Here is a 20,815-nt window from a genome sequence, read left to right as displayed (position 1 = left end):
GCTACGGCACGTCGGGATCGTCGAAGCGGACGCGCAGCACCCGGGGCCGGCGGGGCGGGCGACCGCCCACCGGTCGGCGCCGTTCGGTCGCGACCGTGATCATCTCGGCCCGCAGCGCCTTCGCGACGGCGTTGCCCGCACCGTAGTCGAAGCGGACGATCGCCCGCTCGAGGTCTTCTTCGGCGGGGGTCGGACCGAGCACGTCGACGCCGGGGGCGGCCGCCTTCGACGCGGTGATCGCCCGCTCGACGCCCGCGTGCGGGGCGGTGACGCTCGCCACCCGCACCGCGGGCGGGAATCGCAGCGCCCGGCGGGCGGCGAGCTCGGTGCCGGCCCATTCCAGCTGGCGCCAGCCGGCGAGCGTCTGCGCAAGCGCGCCCGCGACGCCGACGAGGAAGACTGGTGCGCCCGGCGCGGCGAGGGCCGCGGCGTTCGACCACCAGCGCAGGCAGTCCTCCGCGACGCGGAGCGATTCGCGCAGCAGCATCCGCTCGCCGTCGAGGAGCAGCACCGCACGATATCCACCGTCGGCGATGGGTTCGGCCCCGCGGGTCGCGACGACGAGTGCCGGTTCTGGACCGACCCGCAGCACGGGGCGCTCGCCGTCGGAGAGCACGACCTTCGCCCGAGGGAAGGCTCGCCCGAGCTCGTCGGCGGTGCGGGTGGCTCCGACGGTCGCGGCGCGGAGCTTCGTCGACTCGCAGACGGGACACGTCCAGGAGGCGGCGCTCGCGCCGCAGAGCGTGCAGCGCGGGACACCGCCCGACCGCGGCACGGCGAGGCCGCCGCCGCAGGCGGCGCACCGGGCGGGTTCGCGGCAGCGGTCGCACACGAGCATCGGCGTGTGCCCGGGACGGGCGACCTGCACGAGGACGGGGCCCTCCCGCACGGCCTCCTGCGCCTGACGCCACGCGGTCGACGGGATGCGCGCCGACCCCGGCTCGGGGCTCGACTGCTGCTCGGTCAGGATGACTCGGGGCCGGGTGTGCCGGTGCGACGCGACGTGGCGCACCCAGCCGATCTCGACGAGCCGTTCGACTTCGACGCTTCGCGTGTGGCCGAGGAAGATCAGCGCGGCACCCGACTGCTCCTGGCGGATGAGCGCCGCGTCGCGCGGGTGGACCCCCGGTGACAGCGGCTCGTGCTGGAGCGCGTCGCCGTCGTCCCACATCGCGATGAGCCCGAGGCGCGCGGCAGGTGCGTACACCGTCGACCGGTTGCCGATGATGATGCGAGCCGCGTCGCCGGTCGCGTCGAGGAAGGCCCGGAAGCGCGCGCCGCCCGATTGCCTGGCGTCGGTGCGCAGCACCCGTCTCGGGTCGACGACGGCGGCCAGCGCCGCCTCGAGCTGCTCCTGGTCGCGGTAGTCGGGCACGATGACGAGGCTCGACCGGTCGCCCGCGAGCGTGCGCGCGGCAGCCTGCGCGAGCGTGACCGCCCATGCCCCGACCCACTCGCCGTTCGGCAGTCGCACCGGTCGCGGGTCGGCGGCGAGCGACAAGCGCTCCCCGGCCGCGATGCCCGCCTCGACGGCACCGGGTTCGAAGCCGCCGACGGCGACGGCCTCGGAAGGCAACGGGCCGGCATCGGGTTCGGCGGCACGCCACGCGCGCTCGACCCGCACATACCGGCTCGGGATCGCGAGGCGCAGGATGTCGCTCGCATTGCCCGCGGCACGGTCGGCTGCCGCGCGGGCGAGCCTCCATACGTCGGGCGTCAGCAGCGGCACCTCGGACACGACGTCGTCGACGTCGGAGAGACGGCCCTCGTACTCGCTCGACGCGGCGAGCTCGACGAGCCAGCCGTCGGCGATCCGCCCCCCGGAACGCAGCGGAACCCGGACCCGGACGCCGGGCCGGGCGGCCTCGGCGAGGCGATCGGGCACGCGGTAGTCGAAGAGCTGGTCGAGCTGCGGCAGCGGCGAGTCGACGAGCACCCTGGCGACCGGGCCGCCCGTCACCTCAGAGCCCGGCGGCCGTGCGGAGATCGGCGACGCGGTCGAGCCGCTCCCACGTGAAGTCGGGCAGCTCACGGCCGAAGTGGCCGTAGGCGGCGGTCTGCGCGTAGATCGGGCGGAGCAGGTCGAGGTCGCGGATGATCGCGGCCGGGCGCAGGTCGAACACCTCGCGGATCGCCGCGATGATCTGCTCGTCGGGCAGCGCACCGGTGCCGAACGTCTCGACGTAGAGACCGACCGGCGAGGCCTTGCCGATCGCGTAGGCGACCTGCAGCTCGAGTCGGTCCGCGAGCCCCGCCGCGACGGCGTTCTTCGCGACCCAGCGCATCGCGTACGCCGCCGATCGGTCGACCTTCGACGGGTCCTTGCCGCTGAAGGCGCCGCCGCCGTGCCGGCTCGCGCCGCCGTAGGTGTCGATGATGATCTTGCGGCCGGTGAGACCCGCGTCGCCCTGCGGCCCGCCGATCTCGAAGCGGCCGGTCGGGTTGATGAGCACCGCGAGCTCGGGGCGGGCCAGTTCGACGGTGTCGAGCACCGGGCGGATGACGAGCTCTTCGACCTCTGCGCGCAACTGCTCGTTGGAGACCGCCGGCGAGTGCTGCGTCGAGAGCACGACGGTCTCGATCGTCTTCGGCACCTGGCCGTCGTAGCCGACGGTGACCTGGGTCTTGCCGTCGGGGCGCAGGTAGTCGAGCTCGCCGGCCTTGCGCACCTGCGCGAGCCGCTCGGCGAGGCGGTGCGCGAGCCAGATGGGCACCGGCATGAGCTCGGGCGTCTCGCGGGTCGCGTAGCCGAACATGATGCCCTGGTCGCCGGCGCCCTGCCGGTCGAGCGCGTCTTCGCTCGAACGCTCGCGTGCCTCGAAGGCGTGGTCGACCCCCTGCGCGATGTCGGGCGACTGGCCGCCGATCGACACCGAGACGCCGCAGGAGCGACCGTCGAACCACACGTCCGAGGAGTCGTACCCGATCGACGTGACCCGCTCGCGGACGATCGCGGGGATCTCGACGTAGCCCGAGGTCGTGACCTCGCCCGCGACGTGCACGAGGCCGGTCGTCACGAGCGTCTCGACCGCGACGCGGCTGTGCGGGTCGACCGCCAGCAGTGCGTCGAGGATCGAGTCGGAGATCTGGTCGCAGATCTTGTCGGGATGCCCCTCGGTCACGGACTCGGAGGTGAACAGTCGGAGGGCGCTCATGCGGGGTCGGCTTCTTTCGTGCGTTCGGCGGTGCTCGTCAGCTTCGAGACAACCACGTCGAGGATGCCACCGGCCACCGACGCCTTCGTTCCGTGAAGCCGTGTGACGATCGAGTCGTCGCCGTCGATGACGACGACCGCGTTCTCCTCGGTCGCGAAGCCCTCGCTCCAGCCGACCCGGTTCACGACGAGCAGGTCGGCGCCCTTGGCCCGGCGCTTGGCCCGGCCGAGTTCGAGCAGCCGGTCGTCGTCGGGCTCGGTCTCTGCGGCGAAGCCGACGAGCAGCGTGCCGTCGTGCGGTGCCGCGCCGAGGCCGGCCAGGATGTCGGGATTGCGGACGAGCTCGAGAGTGAGGCCGTCGTTCGAGGCATCCTTCTTGATCTTCGACTCGCTGACGCTCACGGGCCGGTAGTCGGCGACCGCCGCGGCCATGACGACCGCGTCGGCGCCCTGCGCCGCCTCGGTCACCGCCGCCTGCAGTTCGAGGGCGCTCGACACGCGGCGTACGTCGCAGCCGTCGGGTTCGGCGATCTCGAGGTTCGCGGCGACGAGCGTGACGCGGGCCCCGCGGGCCCGTGCCGCCTCGGCGATCGCGACGCCCTGCTTGCCGCTCGATCGGTTGCCGAGGAAGCGCACGGGGTCGAGCGGTTCGCGCGTACCGCCGGCCGTCACGACGATGCGGCGTCCGGCGAGGTCGCCCTCTGACGGGGATGCCGCGCGCTCGAGCGCCGCCGCGACGATGACCTCGGGCTCCTCCATCCGACCCGGTCCGCTGTCGGCGCCCGTGAGCTGGCCGACCGCCGGGCCGACGACGGTGACGCCGCGCGCCTCGAGGGTCGCGATGTTCGCCCGGGTCGCCGGGTTCCGCCACATCTCGGTGTGCATCGCCGGCGCGATCACGACCGGCGCCTCGCTCGCGAGGACCGTGTTGCCGAGCAGGTCGTCGGCGAGGCCGGCGGCGAGCTTCGCGATCGTGTTCGCCGTCGCCGGCGCGATCACGATGAGGTCGGCCGCCTGGCCGATCGCGACATGGCGCACTTCGGCGACACCCTCGTAGAGATCGGTGTGCACCGGGTTGCGCGAGATCGCCTCGAGCGTCGGGCGGCCGACGAAGCGCAGGGCTCCCTCGGTCGGCACGACGTGGACGTCGTGCCCGGCGAGCACGAGGGCCCGCACGACGCCGACGGCCTTGTACGCCGCGATGCCGCCGGTGATGCCGACGACGATGTTGAGGGTCATGCGGCCCTCGGCGTCACTCGCCGAGGGGGCGGAGCCGCAGCTTGTCTTCGTTGATCTCGTGCATGGCGACCGAGAGCGGCTTGTCGTCGATCGACGAGTCGACGAGCGGGCCGACGTTGTCGAACAGGCTGCCCTCGTGCAGGTCGGCGTAGTAGTCGTTGATCTGGCGCGCGCGCTTCGACGCGAAGATGACCAGCTGGTACTTCGAGTCGACCTTCGAGAGCAGGTCGTCGATGGGCGGGTCGATGATGCCGGACTGCTTCTCAGCCATGGAATGACTCCTTGATCGTGGGATGCGCTCGTGGCGCTCGAAAGCTCGTGGCGAGGGAGGCCGAACCGGGAACGGCTCAGCGTCGGCCCTTGCGAGGTCGCATCAAGTCTACGACCTTCTGGGCGGCCTCGCCGACGTCGTGGTTGACGACCTGGTGGTCGAACTCGTCGACGGCGGCCAGTTCGACCTTCGCCGTCTCGAGTCGACGCTGCTGCTCGGCGGCCGTCTCGGTGCCCCGGCCGACGAGCCGGCGCACCAGCTCGTCCCAGCTCGGGGGCAGCAGGAACACGAGGGTCGCGTCGGGCATCGCACGTCGCACCGAGCGTGCGCCCTGGATGTCGATCTCGAGCAGCACGCTCTGGCCGGCGGCGATCGCCTGCTCCACCGGCTTGCGAGGGGTGCCGTAGCGGTACGCGTTGTGCACGGTCGCCCACTCGAGCAGTTCGCCCGCCTCGACCATGCGGTCGAACTCGGCGTCGTCGACGAAGTAGTAGCTCTCGCCCTCGACCTCGCCCGGCCGCGGCGCGCGCGTGGTCGCCGAGACCGAGAGCCGGACCTCGGGGTGGTGCTGGCGGATGTACCCGGCGACGGTGCCCTTGCCGACCGCGGTCGGCCCCGCGAGCACCACGAGACGATCGCCGGTGCCGCCGTGGGCGGCGACCCACTCGGCGATGAACTCGCGCAACCGACGTCGCTGCAGGCGGCCGAGGCCGCCGAGACGCTTCGACGTCGAGATCTCGAGGTCCTGCATGATGCGGGCCGACTTCGTCGCGCCGATCGCGGGGATCGACGTCAGGAACTCGGTGACCCGGAGTCGCCCCTCGACGCCCTCCGGCTCTTCGTAGGCGACGCGGAGGACATCGAGCGGGCTCCTTCGCGAGGCGGCGACCTCGGCCTTGACGCCCGCGCGCGCCCGTCGCGCGGCGACGGCGGCGCGCGAGGCGGCGACGCGGTCGACCTCGGGCGGGTTGGCGGCGGTGACGGGACGATCAGACATCGATGGCGCCGATCTCGTCGATGCGGCGTGCGACGGCATCGGCGAGGCCGTCGGGACCGGCCGAGAGCAGCGACCGCGACTCACTCACGATGACGCCTGCCGAGAGGGCGCCGAAGATCGCGCGCAGGTCGCGGACTTCGCCGCCCTGGTGGCCGAACCCGGGAGCGAGGACCGGGAGACCCGGCCGGGGCACATCGCCGTGCACGTCGATCCCCGCTGCCGAGAGGTCGACGGTCGCGCCGAGCACGAGGCCGATCGAGGCGAACTCGCGCTCCGCCGCGTCGGGACGACCCTGGTTCCAGCTCGTCACGCCCGAGGCGATCGCGCCGGCGACCGTCGACCCCTCGCGGCTCGACTGGGTGAGCACGGCGCGCTGGATGGCGGCCGCCTCGGGGTTGGAGGTCGCCGCGAGGACGAAGAGTCCCTTGCCCCATCGCTCGGCCGCGCCCATGACCGATTCGATCGACCCGAGGCCCTGGAAGGCGCTGATCGTCATGGCATCGGCCTCGAGCGACGAGCCGGGCCGCAGCCACGCCTCGCCGTAGGCATCGACGCTCGTCCCGATGTCGCCGCGCTTCGCGTCGGCGATCACGAGGAGCCCGGCGTCGCGCGCCTCGGCGAGCACGCGCTCGAGGGCCGCGTAGCCGGCGGCGCCGTGCCGTTCGAAGAAGGCGACCTGCGGCTTGACGATGCCGGCGCGTCCGGCCGCGGCATCCACGGCGCGCAGCCCGAATTCGCGGACGCCTGCTGCCGAGTCGTCGTAGCCCCACGCCGACAGGAGCGAGGCGTGCGGGTCGATGCCGACGCAGAGCCGACCGTAGGCCGCGAAGACGGCGCCGAGCCGCTCGCCGAACGGGATGAGCTCGTCGGTCACGCCGTCTCCTCCCGCTTGCGGGCGTAGTCTTGCAGGCTCGTCACCTCGAAGCCGCCGTCCTTCGCGTCGAGCGACGCCACGGCGGCCGCCAGTTCGGCGATGGTCGTGAAGAGGGGGATGTCGGCGGCCACGGCCGCGGCACGGATCTCGTAGCCGTCGGCGCGCGAGCTGCGACCGCTCGGCGTGTTCACGACGACGTCGACCTCTCCGCGGTGGATGAGCTCGACCACGCTCGTCGCGTCCGCGGTGGGCTTGTCGTGGAACTTCAGCACTTCGCTCGCCCGGATGCCGTTGCGACGCAGCACCTCGGCGGTGCCCTCGGTCGCGGTGATCTCGTAGCCGAGCTGCTGCAGGCGGAGCACCGGCAGGATGATCGCGCGCTTGTCGCGATCGGAGACCGAGACGAAGACCGTGCCCGAGTCTGGCATGCCGCCGTAGGCCGCGAGCTGGCTCTTCGCGAAGGCACGCGGGAAGTCGCGATCGATGCCCATGACCTCGCCGGTCGAGCGCATCTCGGGGCCGAGGACCGAGTCGACCATGATGCCCTCGCGGGTGCGGAACCGGTGGAAGGGCAGCACGGCCTCCTTCACGGCGACCGGTGCGTCGAGCGGGACGCGCGACCCGTCGGACGCGGGCAGCATGCCCTCTGCGATGAGCTCGGCGACGGTCGCGCCGACCATGATGCGGCTCGCGGCCTTCGCGAGCGGAATGCCGAGCGCCTTCGACACGAACGGCACCGTGCGACTCGCGCGCGGGTTCGCCTCGAGCACGTAGAGCACGCCCGCGCCGATCGCGAACTGCACGTTGAGCAGGCCCTTCACGCCGACGCCCTCGGCGATCGCGCGCGTCGCCTCGCGCACGCGGTCGACCTCGGCGCGGCCGAGGGTCACGGGCGGCAGGGTGCAGCTCGAGTCGCCGGAGTGGATCCCGGCCTCCTCGATGTGCTCCATGACCCCGCCGATGTAGAGATCGGTGCCGTCGTAGAGCGCGTCGACGTCGATCTCGATCGCGTCGTCGAGGAAGCGGTCGACGAGGAGCGGATGGCTCGGCCCGACGATGCCCTGACCCTCGATGCGAACGAAGTAGTCGGCGAGCGAGGCCGTGTCGTAGACGATCTCCATGCCGCGTCCGCCGAGCACGTAGCTCGGACGCACGAGCACCGGGTAGCCGATGCCCTCGGCGACCTGCTGGGCACCGGCGAGATCGATCGCGGTGCCGTTGCGCGGCGCGAGCAGCCCGGCGCTCTCGAGGATGCCGGAGAAAAGCCCGCGCTCCTCGGCGAGGTCGATCGCGTCGGGAGTCGTGCCGAGGATCGGCACGCCGGCCGCCTCGAGGCCCTTGGCGAGGCCGAGCGCCGTCTGGCCGCCGAGCTGCACGACCACGCCGACGAGCTCGCCCGTCTGCGACTCGGCGTGGATGACCTCGAGCACGTCCTCGAGCGTGAGCGGCTCGAAGTAGAGGCGGTCGCTCGTGTCGTAGTCCGTCGAGACCGTCTCGGGGTTGCAGTTGATCATGATCGTCTCGAAGCCCGCGGCCGAGAGCGCGAAGGACGCGTGCACGCACGAGTAGTCGAACTCGACGCCCTGGCCGATGCGGTTCGGACCGGAGCCCAGGATGACGACCTTGCGACGCTCGCTCGGCTCGACCTCGGTCTCGACGTCGTAGCTCGAGTAGTGGTACGGGGTGAGCGCCGGGAACTCGCCCGCGCAGGTGTCGACCGTCTTGTACACCGGTCGGATGCCGAGGATGTGGCGCACCTCTCGTGCGTCCGCCTCGCTGCCGAAGCCGCGGAGCTCGGCGATCTGCGCGTCGGAGAACCCGTGGTCCTTCGCGAGCAGCAGCGTGTCGTGATCGAGCGCCTCGGCGGCCGCCACGTGCGCCGCGACCTCGTTGATGAGCACGATCTGGTCGAGGAACCAGGGGTCGATCTTCGTCGACTCGAAGGCCTGCTCGATCGTGGCGCCCTTGCGGAGCGCCTGCTGCACGAGGACGATGCGCCCGTCGGTGGGGACCGACGCGAGCTCGAGCAGCTCGTCGGCCGAGCGCTCCTCCTCACCCCAGTGGAAGGACGAGCCGCGCTTCTCGAGGGAACGCAGGGCCTTCTGCAGCGCCGTCGAGAAGTTGCGGCCGATCGCCATCGCCTCGCCGACCGACTTCATGGTCGTCGTGAGGGTCGGGTCGGCGGCCGGGAACTTCTCGAACGCGAACCGCGGAACCTTGACGACGACGTAGTCCAGCGTCGGCTCGAAGCTCGCGGGCGTCACGCGGGTGATGTCGTTGGGGATCTCGTCGAGCCGGTAGCCGATTGCGAGCTTCGCGGCGATCTTCGCGATCGGGAAGCCGGTCGCCTTCGACGCGAGCGCGCTCGAACGCGACACTCGCGGATTCATCTCGATGACGATGATGCGGCCGTCGGCCGGGTCGACCGCGAACTGGATGTTGCAGCCGCCGGTGTCGACGCCGACGGCGCGGATGATGTCGATGCCGATGTCGCGGAGCTTCTGGTACTCGCGGTCGGTGAGCGTGAGCGCCGGGGCGACGGTGATCGAGTCGCCCGTGTGCACGCCGACGGGGTCGACGTTCTCGATCGAGCAGACCACGACGGTGTTGTCGTGGGTGTCGCGCATGAGCTCGAGCTCGTACTCCTTCCAGCCGAGGATCGACTCCTCGAGGAGCACCTCGGTCGTGGGCGAGTCGTGCAGGCCCTGCGTGACGATGCGGACGAGATCGTCCTCGGTGTAGGCGAAGCCCGAGCCGAGGCCGCCCATCGTGAACGACGGGCGCACGACCAGCGGGTACCCCAGGTCTTCGGCGAACGCCTTCGCCTCGTCGAGCGTCTTGGCGACGTGCGAGCGGGCGACGTCGGCGCCCGCCTCGATCACGAGGTCCTTGAAGAGCTGGCGGTCCTCGCCCTTGCGGATGGCCTCGACCTTCGCGCCGATGAGCTCGACGCCGTGCTTCTCGAGGATGCCGGCGTCGTGCAGCGCGATCGCGGCATTGAGCGCGGTCTGCCCGCCGAGCGTCGGGAGCACCGCGTCGGGGCGCTCCTTGATGATGATCTGCTCGATGATCTCGGGCGTGATCGGCTCGATGTAGGTCGCGTCGGCGAAGTCGGGGTCGGTCATGATCGTGGCCGGGTTCGGGTTCACGAGGATGACGCGGACGCCCTCGGCACGGAGCACCCGGCACGCCTGGGTGCCGGAGTAGTCGAACTCGGCCGCCTGGCCGATGACGATCGGTCCGGAGCCGATGACGAGGACGGAGTTGATGTCGTCGCGCTTGGGCATTAGTTGCCTGCCTCCTGGCTGGTCTCGGTGGTTGGCGACTCGCCCTGGGCCTGTCGAAGGACGACCATGTCGCGGAACCGGTCGAAGAGGTAGTTCGCGTCGTGCGGGCCGGCCGCCGACTCGGGGTGGTACTGCACGCTGAATGCGGGGATGTCGAGGCAGTTGAGTCCCTCGACGACGTTGTCGTTGAGGCCGATGTGGCTGACCTCGACGCGCCCGAAGCCCTCGCTCGACTCGCTCACCGCGTCGATCGGCGCATCCACGGCGAAGCCGTGGTTGTGGGCGGTGATCTCGACGCGACCCGTCGCGCGGTCGAGGACCGGCTGGTTGATGCCGCGATGCCCGAAGGTCAGCTTGTAGGTGCCGAAGCCGAGCGCCCGGCCGAGCAGCTGGTTGCCGAAGCAGATGCCGAAGTACGGCACGCCGGCGCGCAGCGCGGTGCGCAGGATCTCGACGTGCTGGTCGGACGCCGCGGGGTCGCCGGGGCCGTTCGAGTAGAAGAGCGCGTCGGGCTGCATCGCGAGGATCTCGTCGGCGGTCGCCGTCTGCGGGAGCACGTGCACGTCGAACCCGCGCTCGGCGAGGTAGTGCAGGGTCGACGTCTTCACGCCCAGGTCGAGCACGGCGACCGAGCCGACGCGCTCGCCCTCCGCCGGCAGGGTGTAGGGCTCCGCGGTCGAGACGGCGGCCGACAGGTTCTGCCCCGCCATCTCGGCACCCGACTGCACGACGGCGAGCTGCTCGCCGGCGCTCAGGCGCGCATCGTCACCGGAGAAGATGCCCGCCCGCATGGCGCCGGCCGAACGAAGGTGCCGGGTGAGCGCGCGGGTGTCGATGCCCGAGATGCCCACCACGCCGGAGCGCACGAGGTCGTCGTCGAGGCTCCGCTGCGAGCGGAAGTTCGACACGACCCGGGAGGGATCGCGGACGATGAAGCCGGCCACCCAGATGCGGTTCGATTCCTCGTCGTCGTCGTTCATGCCCGTGTTGCCGATGTGCGGCGCCGTCATCATGACGATCTGCCCGGCGTACGACGGGTCGGTCAGCGTCTCCTGGTAGCCGGTCATGCCGGTGGCGAAGACGGCCTCGCCGACGGTGCGCCCGCGGGCGCCGTAGGCACGGCCCTCGTAGCGGGTGCCGTCCTCGAGGACGAGCACGGCCGGCTCTGACATTGGGGTGGCGGTCTCAGTCATCCGAGGCCTCGCTCTCGTGTTCCGGCCGCGGCGCGTCGGGCGCGGCGGCGATGTCGTCGATGGCCCGGATGATCCGGGCCTGGTCGCCCGGGTACCGGGCGCGGAGGTAGCTGTCGACGCGGGGAGGTTCGGCCTCCGCGTCGTCGAGGGCGGCGATCCAGCCGACGGCGATGAGGCCCTCGGGTTCGACCGCACGGTCGATCGCGTACGTCGCCGTGGACGCTCCGATCAGCTTGTCGGCCGGGATGAAGGTGACCGGCTCCCCCGCGATGCGGAGGACCAGCCCCTCCGGCACGATCTCGACACGTCCCGACCCGCGGAACGCGAGGCCGGGGATCGCGAGCCGCTCGAGCGGCTCGCCCGCCGGAGTCGTGGCGACGTAGAGCACCTCGGACTCGAGGGTCGCGACGCCGAGGTCGGCGGGCACCGGGTGCGCCGACAGCGTCGCGTCGCGTCGCGTTCGTCGGCGCCACGATCGGAGCACGAGCCAGGCGACGAGCGCGATGACCGCGACGGCGACGATCGCGCCGATCACCTTATCCATGCGCGCCTCCTGCGGCCTCGGCCGCGAGTCGCGCGACCTCGTCGGCCGGACGCGCACGTCCATCGAGGCAGGTCGCGTAGCCCGCATGGAAGGTCGCGACCACGCGACCGGGCAGGGTGCGGCCGAGGTAGGGCGAGTTCACGCTGCGGCCGGCGAGCCGGTCGAGGTCGAACACGCCGCTCGACTGCGGGTCGTAGAGCGTGAGCTCGGCCGCGGCGCCGGCGGCGATCGCCTCGCCGTGCCCGCGAAGCCGGCCGATGCGGGCGGGCGCCTGCGACAGCACCCGGGCGACGTCGGCCCAGCCGATGAGGCCGGTCTCGACCATCGCCGCGTGCACGACCGGCAGCGCCGACTCGAGCCCGACCATGCCGTTGGCCGCGGCGTCCCACTCGCTCTCCTTCGCCTCCACCGGATGCGGGGCGTGGTCGGTGGCCACGATGTCGATCGTGCCGTCGGCCAGGGCCTCGCGCAGCGCCAGCGTGTCCTCGGTGCGGCGCAGCGGGGGGTTCACCTTGAAGCGCGGGTCGTACCCGGCGACGAGGTCGTCGGTGAGGAGCAGGTGGTGCGGCGTGACCTCGGCGGTGACGTCGATGCCGCGGGCCTTCGCCCAGCGGATCACCTCGACCGAGCCGGCGGTCGAGACATGGCAGACGTGCAGGCGGCTGCCGACGTGCTCGGCGAGCAGCACGTCGCGCGCGATGATCGACTCCTCGGCGACGGCCGGCCAGCCGGTGAGCCCGAGCTCCGCCGAGAGCGGACCCTCGTTCATCTGCGCGCCCTCGGTGAGCCTCGGCTCCTGGGCGTGCTGGGCGATGACGCCGTCGAACGCCTTCACGTACTCGAGCGCGCGGCGCATGAGCAGCGGGTCGAAGACGCAGAAGCCGTCGTCGCTGAACACCCGCACGTTCGCACGCGACCGCGCCATCGCCCCGAGCTCGGCGAGTTCCGCGCCCTTGAGCCCGACGGTCACCGCGCCGATCGGCTGCACCGTCGCGAAGCCGGCGGCACGACCGAGGCTCGCCTCCTGCTCGACGACACCGGCGGTGTCGGCGACGGGGAAGGTGTTCGCCATCGCGAACACGGCGGTGAACCCGCCGACGGCCGCGGCCTGGGTGCCGGTCAGCACGGTCTCGCTCTGCTCGTAGCCGGGCTCACGGAGGTGCGTGTGCAGGTCGACGAGTCCGGGCAGTGCCACGAGGCCGTCGGCGTCGTGGACCGTCGCGCCCGAAGCATCCGTGATGGTGCCGACCTCGGCGATGACGCCGTCCGACAGCAGGATGTCGGCGCGTTCGCCGCTCGGCAGCGTGGCGCCGGTGATGAGGTGGCGCTCGCCCATCAGACCTCACCCCGTTCGCCCGACAGCAGCAGATAGAGCGCGGCCATTCTCACTGATACTCCGTTCGCGACCTGTTCTCGCACCGTCGACCGCGGCGAATCCGCCGCACGGGCCGAGATCTCGAGCCCGCGGTTCATGGGGCCGGGGTGCATGACCATCGTAGTCGGCGGCAGCGCGTCGAACCGGGCGTCGTCGAGCCCCCACGTGCGGGTGTACTCGCGGCTGTTCGGGAAGAACGCGGCGTGCATGCGCTCGGCCTGGATGCGCAGCATCATGACGACGTCGGGCGAGCTCGCGAGGGCGGCGTCGAGGTCGTAGCCGACCACGGCGGGCCAGGAGCCCGTCGCGACGGGAACGAGCGTCGGCGGCGCGACGAGTTGGACCTCTGCACCGAGGGTGTCGAGCAGCCACACGTTCGAGCGGGCGACCCGCGAGTGCAGGATGTCGCCGACGATGACGACGTGCACGCCGTCGAGCCCCTTCCCGCGCGACGCGGTGCCGTGCAGGCGCCGGCGCATGGTGAAGGCGTCGAGCAGGGCCTGAGTCGGATGCTCGTGCGTGCCGTCGCCGGCGTTGACGACGCCCGCGTCGATCCAGCCGCTCGTCGCGAGCGTGTGCGGGGCGCCCGACGCGTGGTGCCGGATGACGACGCCGTCGGCGCCCATCGCCTGGAGGGTCTGGGCGGTGTCCTTGAGGCTCTCGCCCTTCGAGACGCTCGAGCCCTTCGCGCTGAAGTTGATCACGTCGGCCGAGAGCCGCTTCGCGGCGGCCTCGAACGAGATGCGGGTGCGGGTCGAGTCCTCGAAGAAGAGGTTCACGACGGTCTTGCCGCGCAGCGTCGGGAGCTTCTTGACCTCGCGCTCCTGCACGGCGGCCATGTCCTCCGCGATGTCGAGCAGGGCGATCGCCTCGTCGCGTGCGAGGTCGCGCGTGCCGAGCAGGTGCTTCATTCGTCGCCCCCCTCGATCGTGACGGCGTCGTCGCCGTCGGTCTCGACGAGGCGCACGTTGATGCGCTCGCGCGTCGAGCTCGGGAGGTTCTTGCCGACGAAGTCGGCGCGGATCGGGAACTCGCGGTGCCCACGGTCGACGAGCACGGCGAGGCGCACCGCGCGCGCCCGGCCGAGGTCGGCGAGCGCGTCGAAGGCGGCGCGGATGGTGCGACCCGAGTAGAGCACGTCGTCGACGAGCACGACCGTCTTGCCGTCGATGCCGCCCGGGGGCAGCTGCGTCGGCGAGGGCGTGCGGGTGCGGGTGCGGCCGAGATCGTCACGGTACATCGTGACGTCGACGGCGCCGGCGAGCACCGCGGGCTCCGGCGCATCGGGTTCGATGCGCGCGATGGTCTCGGCGATGCGGCGGGCGAGGAACACGCCGCGCGTCGGAATGCCGAGGAGGACGAGATCGCGGCTCCCGCGATTCGATTCGAGGATCTCGTGCGAGATGCGGGTCAACGCCCGCTGGATGTCAGCCTGACTGAGCACAGCACGTGCCATCAACCGACTCCCTTCTCCGCCTCTCAGGACGGCCTTAAAGGTTGCCAAGTCCAGCCAGTCTACCGGGTCGGCCGCACGCAGCATGTCGCGGCGCGGCCGCACCGCGGTGCGCCGGACTGTCGCGGTGCGACGGTCGGCGCTAGGGTTCGGGCATGCGACGGCACCCTTCGAGACCCTGGTGCGTGGTCGCCGCCCTCGCGGCGGCGGCATGGGCCTTCTTCCTGCTTCCACCGCAGCAGGCGGTGTGGTCGGGCGCGGATTCGCCCGACTGGCTCGCGGCACTCGACGACTCCGCCGTCTACGACGCGCTGCGGTCGGCGCTCGCCTCGATGGGATGGGGCGACTTCTACCTCGTGTTCGGCGCCGCCTCGGCCCTGTCGTTCGTGCTCGTGTGGCTCGCCACGGGCCCGACCTTCGCGGCGCTCGGCTGGACCGGACGGGTGCTCGGCTGGCTCGTACTGGCCACTGCTCCGATCACCGCGCTCTCGTACGCGAACCATCCGCTGGACGCCCCGTGGCACGCGATCTGGGGCGCGGAGCTGTTCGCCCTCCTCGCGATCGGCGTCTGGGCGATCGTCGTCGCCCTGGCGAACGGCCGCGGTGCACCGCTCTGGGAGCGGCTGCTGCTCGCGGCGACGCTGCCGATCATCGTCGGTTCGACGGTGCTGCTCACGTACTGGCCGCACGGCAGCCTGGTCGGCCTCGGCCTCGTCGCCGCCGCCCTCGCGGCCTGGGGCGAGCGTGCCGACGATGCCGACGCCGGAACGGCTCCCGCACGGGGCGGGAGCCGTTCGGGCTCGGGCGAAGTCGGCCGGGGCGGTACGGCCCGTGCGCTCAACGGCGGCGGATCGGGCGCGTGAGCGCACCTGCGGCCACGACCATCGCCGCGGCCACGAGCACGACGTCCTTGAGGATGTACTGGGCCGTGAGCGTCGGCCCGGCGGTGCTGAAGAGCTCGCCGGTGAAGAAGACGAGCGGCGAGAAGATGCCGACGAACGTCGCCGCGAGGGCCAGCAGGCCGATGCGCAGGAACCAGCCGGTGATGAAGGTGAGGCCGACGAACACCTCGAGCGCGGCCGTGAGGGCCATCGCCGCGTAGCCGTCGACGATGCCGAACGAGAGCGCGTTCCACGTGCGCGTCACGAGTTCGTCGACGGGGCTCGCGCCGGGGATGAACTTGAGTGCGCCGAAGGCGGCGAACACGAGTCCGAGCGCGATCCGCAGGGCCGGCGCTCCGGTGCGGGCGAAGAAGCGCTGCAGCACGGCCTGGGCCGCGTCGGCGCGCTCGAGGACGTGGTCGAGGCCGGCGGTCGGTGCGGTGCGACCGGTGCCGAGAGTGGTGGAGGACATGACGGAGCCTTTCGGTTCTGGGTGATGGGATGCACGCCGAGGGGCGACGGTTCCCCATCCCATCGCGGGCTCGGGTCGCCGTCGCCCGGAGTACCGCTGAATCGCGCTCGGGGCGGACACCGAGCCCGCGCTCGGGGTCGGCCTCGCACTCCCCCCGTTCACGGGCCTCGGCCGTGGCACCGTCGGTGGTGGAATCGTGCATGGCCGACGTGATGATCGCCGTGACGCCGTTCCACGGTCACGCCGCTCCGATGGCCGCGGTCGCCGCGGCGTTCGTCGAGGCCGGCCACTCGGTTCGCGTCGACACCGGCGAGGTGTATGCGGCCCGATTCGAGGCGGTCGGCGCGGAGGTGCTGCGGTGGCGGACGGCGCCGGACTTCGACGAGCACGACCTCGCGGCGACGTTCCCCGCGCTCGCCGGCCGGAAGGGTCCCCGGCAACTGCTCCTCAACGTCGAGCACCTCTTCGTGCGCACCGGTTCGGGGCAGTTCGACGACCTGCGCGCGGCCTTCGCCGTGCGCCCATGGGACGTCATCGTCGCGGAGTCCACGAGCCTCGGGGCGGCACTCGTCGCCGAGTCGACGGGCACCCCGTAGGCGACGGTCGCACTCACGCCGCTCACGTTGCCGAGCATCGCGCTGCCGCCTCCGGGGCTCGCCCTGCGGCCCGCTCGCGGTGGCCCGGGCCGCGCGCGCGACCGCCTGCTGCACCGGGTCGCCCGGCTCGTGACGAGGCCCATCCAGCGGGCGTACGCCGAGCAGCGGCTCGCGGCGGGACTCCCGCCGACCGCGACGACGTTCGACGAGGCGTGCTACTCACCGCAGCTCGTCTGCGCGAACGGCGTCGCCGAGCTCGAGTACCCCCGCCCCGAGGCATCCGGTCGCCTTCGTTCCGTCGGCCGGCTGGCCCGACCGGGCGACGACGACCTCGAGCGGCCGGATTGGTGGCACGAGGTGCCGCCCGCGTCGCATGGGCGGGCGCCGGCGTCGACCTGCACACGGGGCGGCCGACGGCGCGAGCGGTCGCCCGCGCGGTTCGCCGGCTCGCACGGGGCCCCGCGTACCGGGTGAACGCGCGTGCGATCGGTCGGTCGCTCAGGACGCACGACTCCCCTCGCGAGGTCGTCGAGCACACGATGCGGATGCTTCGGGGCGTCCGCGACCCGCGGGCGTGAGCGGCGATCGAGCCGCCGAGTGCGGTAGGCGGCGGCGGTGGAGATCAGGCCTTGGCGTGCGAGACCGCGGCGAGCAGCCCGTTGACGAAGCCGGCGGAGTCGTCGGTCGACAGCACCGTCGCGGCCTCGACCGCCTCGGCGATCGCGACCGGGTCGGGCACCTCGTCGTTGTAGACGATCTCCCAGACGCCGATGCGCAGCAGGGCACGGTCGACCGCCGGCATGCGCTCGAGCGTCCACCCGCGCGAGTGGGTCTCGATGAGCTCGTCGATCTCGGTGCGATGGTCGACGATGCCGTCGACGATCTCGCGCGCGTAGAGCCACGAGGCGGCCCGCTCGGGCTCGTTCGCGGCCTTCTCCGCCTCGACGACGAGCATCTGCTCGACCGGCACCTGGCGCATGTCGGCCGAGTACAGCATGTCGAGCGCGCGCTTGCGCGCCTTCGTGCGTGCGCTCACTAGTCGTTCACGCGGCCGAGGTAGTCACCCGTGCGGGTGTCGACCTTGACCTTGGTGCCCGTCTCCAGGAAGAGCGGCACCTGGATCTCGTAGCCGGTCTCGACGGTCGCGGGCTTCGTGCCACCCGTCGAGCGGTCGCCCTGCAGGCCGGGCTCGGTGTAGGTGATCTCGAGCACGACCGACGCGGGAAGGTCGACGTAGAGCGGGTTGCCGTTGTTCAGGGCGATGGTGACGGCCTGGTTCTCGAGCATGAAGTTCGCGGCGTCGCCGACGACCGTCGCGGGCACGGTGATCTGGTCGTAGTCGGTCGCGTCCATGAACACGAAGCCGTCGCCGTCGTTGTAGAGGTAGGTGAAGTCGCGGCGGTCGACGTTCTCGATGTCGACCTTCGCGCCGGCGTTGTAGGTGCGGTCGACGGTCTTGCCGCTGACGACGTTCTTCAGCTTGGTGCGCACGAAGGCACCGCCCTTGCCGGGCTTGACGTGCTGGAACTCGATGACGCTCCAGAGCTGGCCGTCGATCGAGAGGACGACGCCGTTCTTGATGTCAGCGGTGCTTGCCATGCGTATACGATCCGTTCGGTTGCGAAGAGGCTCGGCCGGAGATCGGCCCGAGAGAGTTCAGTCGGTCGAGTTTAGTCGCTCGGCTCCGGCAGCGCCAACGCGCGCGGGCCGCAGGCGGATGCCTCGTGCCGGGCCTGCGCCGATGACCTACGCTGACGGGATGATCGCACCTCCCCGACGCGGCCCCCGGCCGCAGGTCTCCACCGAGGGCCCGCAGCGCCAGCTCACCCAGCAGGCTCCGCCCGAGATGTGGGGGCGGCTCGTCGCGGCCGTGTTCGCCCTCGACGGCGTCGTCGAGGGCCACAGCCAGGTGTCGCCGACGTCGTCGCGCGCGGTGTTCCTCACCGAGGTCGAGACCGCAGGCTCCCCCGAGACCTCGCTGTTCCCCGACGGCCGGCTCGAGCCCGTGCACCTGCACGGAGTCTCCGACACCTCGATGCACCTGGTGCTGCCCGCCTGGCGCGGGGCTCGGTTGACCGAGCTGGGGTGGGCCGAACCCCACCAGTACGAGGACCACGGGACGGAGTTCATGGTCTACGGTCCGCGCGACGAGGCCGAACTCGCGGTCGTCGTGGCGATCGTCGTCGAGAGCCTCGACTTCGCTCGGGGCGACTGAACGCCGGCCGGCCGGCCGGCATCGGGTCAGCCGTCGGCCCGGCCCTCGATCGCAGCGATGAGCCGGCGCACCGCGGTCGCGTAGCCGGCGACCCCCTCGCCGACGACGTGCACCACGGCCACGTCGGCGACGTACGAGTGGTGGCGGAACGGCTCGCGCTGCATGACATCGGAGATGTGCACCTCGGCGACGGGCAGTGCGACGCCCGCGAGTGCGTCGCGGAGCACGACCGACGTGTGCGTCAACCCGCCCGGGTTGATCACGATGCCGGCGCAGTCGGCGCGCGCATCGTGGATGGCGTCGATGAGCACGCCCTCGTGGTTGCTCTGCACGACCCGGACGTCGAAGCCGAGCACTGCCGCCGAATCCTCGACCAGCCGCTCGACATCGGCGAGCGTCTCGGTGCCGTAGACCTCGGGCTCGCGGGTGCCGAGCAGGTTCAGGTTGGGTCCGTTGACGAGCAGGAGCCGACGCCCGGTCATGCCGCGGGTCCCTTCGGGGCAGTGGTGTTCGTCATCCGGGCAGCCTACCGCTGCCGCGCGCGTCGGCCCGTTCTGCCCCGCGGCCCGCCGATGCTCACCGACTCGCGCACCACCTCACTCCGCGGGCTGCGGCTCCCCCTGATCCTCAGCGTGGTACTGCGCGAGCAGTTCGCGCTCCCGCTGGGCGTTCGGGAACTTCCAGATGACGAGCACCGCGCCGATCAGCACCGCGATGATGCCCGCGAGGTACGCCCAGTCCTGCCCCTGCTCGAACGACTGCTTCGCCCCCTGGATGATGGCATCGGAGTACTTCGGGTACTGCTCGGCGATGTCGGTCGCGCTCGCGAACGACTTCGTCAGCTGGCTCTGCACCGAGCTCGTGATCTGGTCGGCGTCGGGCGAGCCCTTCATGAGCGCGGTCGCCGACGCGGCGTAGCCCGCGGTGAGCAGCGCACCGAGGATCGACTGCATGATCGCGCCGCCGAGGTCGCGCTGCAGGTCGGCGGTGCCCGAGGCCATGCCCGCACGTCGCACCGGCACGGCACCGGTGAGCGACCTCGACGCCGGCGTGCCGGCGAGCCCGACGCCGGCGCCGACGAACGCGTAACCGAGGCCGACCACCCAGTACTGCGCGCCCTCGCGCCAGAGCAGCAGCATCGTCAGGAATCCGAGGAGCACGCCCGTGTAGCCGAGCAGCAGCGTGAAGCGGGCGCCCCGCGTCTCGACGAGCTTCGCCGACCGGGGTGCGAGCAGGACCATGAAGATCGCGGCCGGCAGGATCGCGAAGCCCGATTCGACGGTCGTGTACCCGAGCACGTTCTGCAGGTACTGCTGGCCGATGAACATGGCGCCCATGAGCGAACCGAACACGATGATCCCCGCACAGGCCGCGACCCAGAAGATCGGGCGAGCCGCGATCGCCAGATCGTACAGCGGGTTCTTGGCGAGGCGCTGGCGGATGACGAAGCCGATGAGCGCCGCCGCGCCGATGATCGACAGGCCGAGCACGAGGGTGCCCGAGTTCGGTACTGCCGCGAAGTTGATCGCCAGGATGAGGCCGCCGACCATGAGGGCCGAGAGCAGGCCGCCGAGGTTGTCGACCCGCTCGGTCGACTCGTTCACGTGCGCGGGCACGAACTTCAGCACCATCGGCACCGCGACGACGATCAGGGGCAGCGTCACGAGGAAGACCGACCCCCAGGAGAAGATCTCCAGCAGGAACCCGGAGATGAGCGGCCCGAGCGCGGAGATGGCGCCGCCGATCGCCGACCACAGCGCGATCGACCTGGTGCGTTCGGCACCCGACCACAGGGCCGTGATGAGCGCGAGGGTCGTCGGGTACGCCATGCCCGCGGCGAGGCCGCCGACGATGCGGGCGATGATGAGCACCTCGATCGTCGGCGCGAACGCCGCGACGAGGCAGGCCGGCAGCGAGAGCAGCACGCCGATGAGCAGCATCGACTTCCGGCCGTAGCGGTCGCCGACCGCGCCGAGCCACAGCACCGACGCGGCGAGGCCGAGCGAGTAGCCCACCGCGACGAGGTTGAGCTCCGTCTGGGATGCGTCGAACGCCTTGCCGATGTCGGGCAGCGCCACGTTCGCCACGGCGAGCGGCAGGTTCGCGACCGCCGCCACGAGGATGAGCGTGACGAGTGTCGCGCCCGTGGCCGTCTTCTTCATCGTGCTGCTCATGCCGTTCCCCCTCGGGCGCCCCTGCGCGGGCGCCAGTCTGGCACCGACGTCACGGGGCCGGCATCACGCGATCTCTGTGAATCGCGGCGG

General features: G+C 71.8%; 21 protein-coding genes. 4 read left to right on the top strand and 17 right to left on the bottom strand.

Annotated features, from left to right (window positions below; all coding sequences use genetic code 11):
- Position 1 precedes the first annotated feature (1 nt).
- From ACWGPE_RS14120 to pyrR, 12 genes are all read right to left on the bottom strand, one after another.
- Positions 2-1,960, bottom strand: coding sequence for a primosomal protein N' family DNA-binding protein (locus ACWGPE_RS14120; RefSeq protein WP_231430907.1), 1,959 nt, complete (start codon positions 1,958-1,960; stop codon positions 2-4).
- A gap of 1 nt (position 1,961) precedes the next feature.
- A complete protein-coding gene (metK, locus tag ACWGPE_RS14115; RefSeq protein WP_231430906.1) occupies positions 1,962-3,155 on the bottom strand; it encodes a methionine adenosyltransferase in 1,194 nt (397 codons plus the stop codon).
- Positions 3,152-4,393 (bottom strand): bifunctional phosphopantothenoylcysteine decarboxylase/phosphopantothenate--cysteine ligase CoaBC, encoded by a 1,242-nt coding sequence (gene coaBC, locus ACWGPE_RS14110; protein WP_452048927.1) that lies wholly within the window; start codon positions 4,391-4,393, stop codon positions 3,152-3,154. The genes metK and coaBC overlap by 4 nt, the downstream gene beginning before the upstream one ends.
- A 13-nt stretch (positions 4,394-4,406) precedes the next feature.
- Positions 4,407-4,664, bottom strand: coding sequence for a DNA-directed RNA polymerase subunit omega (gene rpoZ / locus ACWGPE_RS14105; RefSeq protein WP_231430904.1), 258 nt, complete (start codon positions 4,662-4,664; stop codon positions 4,407-4,409).
- Between the two features lie 76 nt (positions 4,665-4,740).
- Positions 4,741-5,661 (bottom strand): guanylate kinase, encoded by a 921-nt coding sequence (gene gmk, locus ACWGPE_RS14100; protein ID WP_231430903.1) that lies wholly within the window; start codon positions 5,659-5,661, stop codon positions 4,741-4,743.
- Positions 5,654-6,535, bottom strand: coding sequence for an orotidine-5'-phosphate decarboxylase (gene pyrF, locus ACWGPE_RS14095; RefSeq protein ID WP_231430902.1), 882 nt, complete (start codon positions 6,533-6,535; stop codon positions 5,654-5,656). The genes gmk and pyrF overlap by 8 nt, the downstream gene beginning before the upstream one ends.
- Positions 6,532-9,822 carry a carbamoyl-phosphate synthase large subunit gene (gene carB / locus ACWGPE_RS14090; RefSeq protein ID WP_452048926.1) on the bottom strand — a complete coding sequence of 1,097 codons (3,291 nt, stop codon included), beginning with the start codon at positions 9,820-9,822 and terminating at the stop codon, positions 6,532-6,534. Before carB ends, pyrF begins: the two co-directional genes overlap by 4 nt.
- Complete coding sequence (carA, locus tag ACWGPE_RS14085) at positions 9,822-10,994, bottom strand: glutamine-hydrolyzing carbamoyl-phosphate synthase small subunit (protein WP_275506919.1); 1,173 nt, start codon at positions 10,992-10,994, stop codon at positions 9,822-9,824. The genes carB and carA overlap by 1 nt, the downstream gene beginning before the upstream one ends.
- A 13-nt stretch (positions 10,995-11,007) precedes the next feature.
- The gene (locus ACWGPE_RS14080; RefSeq protein ID WP_231430899.1) at positions 11,008-11,559 is read right to left on the bottom strand and encodes a PH-like domain-containing protein; all 552 of its coding nucleotides are present in this window, start codon (positions 11,557-11,559) and stop codon (positions 11,008-11,010) included.
- Positions 11,552-12,895 (bottom strand): dihydroorotase, encoded by a 1,344-nt coding sequence (locus tag ACWGPE_RS14075; protein WP_231430898.1) that lies wholly within the window; start codon positions 12,893-12,895, stop codon positions 11,552-11,554. The genes ACWGPE_RS14080 and ACWGPE_RS14075 overlap by 8 nt, the downstream gene beginning before the upstream one ends.
- On the bottom strand, positions 12,895-13,845 hold the full coding sequence (locus ACWGPE_RS14070; protein WP_452048925.1) for an aspartate carbamoyltransferase catalytic subunit: 951 nt from the start codon (positions 13,843-13,845) through the stop codon (positions 12,895-12,897). The genes ACWGPE_RS14075 and ACWGPE_RS14070 overlap by 1 nt, the downstream gene beginning before the upstream one ends.
- A complete protein-coding gene (pyrR, locus tag ACWGPE_RS14065; RefSeq protein WP_231430896.1) occupies positions 13,842-14,393 on the bottom strand; it encodes a bifunctional pyr operon transcriptional regulator/uracil phosphoribosyltransferase PyrR in 552 nt (183 codons plus the stop codon). Before pyrR ends, ACWGPE_RS14070 begins: the two co-directional genes overlap by 4 nt.
- A gap of 149 nt (positions 14,394-14,542) precedes the next feature.
- Here pyrR and ACWGPE_RS14060 point away from each other — a divergent pair, with 149 nt between their 5' ends.
- Positions 14,543-15,250: a hypothetical protein gene (locus tag ACWGPE_RS14060; protein WP_452048924.1), complete on the top strand. Its 708-nt coding sequence runs from the start codon at positions 14,543-14,545 to the stop codon at positions 15,248-15,250.
- Here ACWGPE_RS14060 and ACWGPE_RS14055 read toward each other — a convergent pair.
- Positions 15,225-15,740 (bottom strand): DoxX family membrane protein, encoded by a 516-nt coding sequence (locus ACWGPE_RS14055; RefSeq protein ID WP_452048923.1) that lies wholly within the window; start codon positions 15,738-15,740, stop codon positions 15,225-15,227. The genes ACWGPE_RS14060 and ACWGPE_RS14055 overlap by 26 nt on opposite strands.
- Positions 15,741-15,940: 200 nt before the next feature.
- Here ACWGPE_RS14055 and ACWGPE_RS14050 point away from each other — a divergent pair, with 200 nt between their 5' ends.
- Both ACWGPE_RS14050 and ACWGPE_RS14045 read left to right on the top strand, forming a co-directional pair.
- Positions 15,941-16,336: a hypothetical protein gene (locus tag ACWGPE_RS14050; protein WP_452048922.1), complete on the top strand. Its 396-nt coding sequence runs from the start codon at positions 15,941-15,943 to the stop codon at positions 16,334-16,336.
- A gap of 27 nt (positions 16,337-16,363) precedes the next feature.
- Complete coding sequence (locus ACWGPE_RS14045) at positions 16,364-16,810, top strand: hypothetical protein (protein ID WP_452048921.1); 447 nt, start codon at positions 16,364-16,366, stop codon at positions 16,808-16,810.
- Between the two features lie 148 nt (positions 16,811-16,958).
- Here the strand turns inward: ACWGPE_RS14045 and nusB are convergent, their stop codons facing one another.
- The gene (gene nusB, locus ACWGPE_RS14040; RefSeq protein WP_231430892.1) at positions 16,959-17,372 is read right to left on the bottom strand and encodes a transcription antitermination factor NusB; all 414 of its coding nucleotides are present in this window, start codon (positions 17,370-17,372) and stop codon (positions 16,959-16,961) included.
- Complete coding sequence (efp, locus tag ACWGPE_RS14035; RefSeq protein ID WP_231430891.1) at positions 17,372-17,935, bottom strand: elongation factor P; 564 nt, start codon at positions 17,933-17,935, stop codon at positions 17,372-17,374. The genes nusB and efp overlap by 1 nt, the downstream gene beginning before the upstream one ends.
- Before the next feature lie 160 nt (positions 17,936-18,095).
- On the opposite strand from efp, the gene ACWGPE_RS14030 reads away from it, so the two are divergent.
- Positions 18,096-18,551: a luciferase domain-containing protein gene (locus ACWGPE_RS14030; protein ID WP_376930250.1), complete on the top strand. Its 456-nt coding sequence runs from the start codon at positions 18,096-18,098 to the stop codon at positions 18,549-18,551.
- 26 nt (positions 18,552-18,577) lie between these two features.
- On the opposite strand, the gene aroQ is transcribed toward ACWGPE_RS14030, so the two are convergent.
- Positions 18,578-19,033: a type II 3-dehydroquinate dehydratase gene (gene aroQ, locus ACWGPE_RS14025; RefSeq protein ID WP_452048920.1), complete on the bottom strand. Its 456-nt coding sequence runs from the start codon at positions 19,031-19,033 to the stop codon at positions 18,578-18,580.
- Between the two features lie 114 nt (positions 19,034-19,147).
- Positions 19,148-20,725 (bottom strand): MFS transporter, encoded by a 1,578-nt coding sequence (locus ACWGPE_RS14020; protein ID WP_231430888.1) that lies wholly within the window; start codon positions 20,723-20,725, stop codon positions 19,148-19,150.
- Positions 20,726-20,815: the final 90 nt, after the last annotated feature.

The organism is Agromyces sp. NPDC055658 (assembly GCF_053618155.1).
This window is presented reverse-complemented; position numbering and strand designations above follow the sequence as displayed.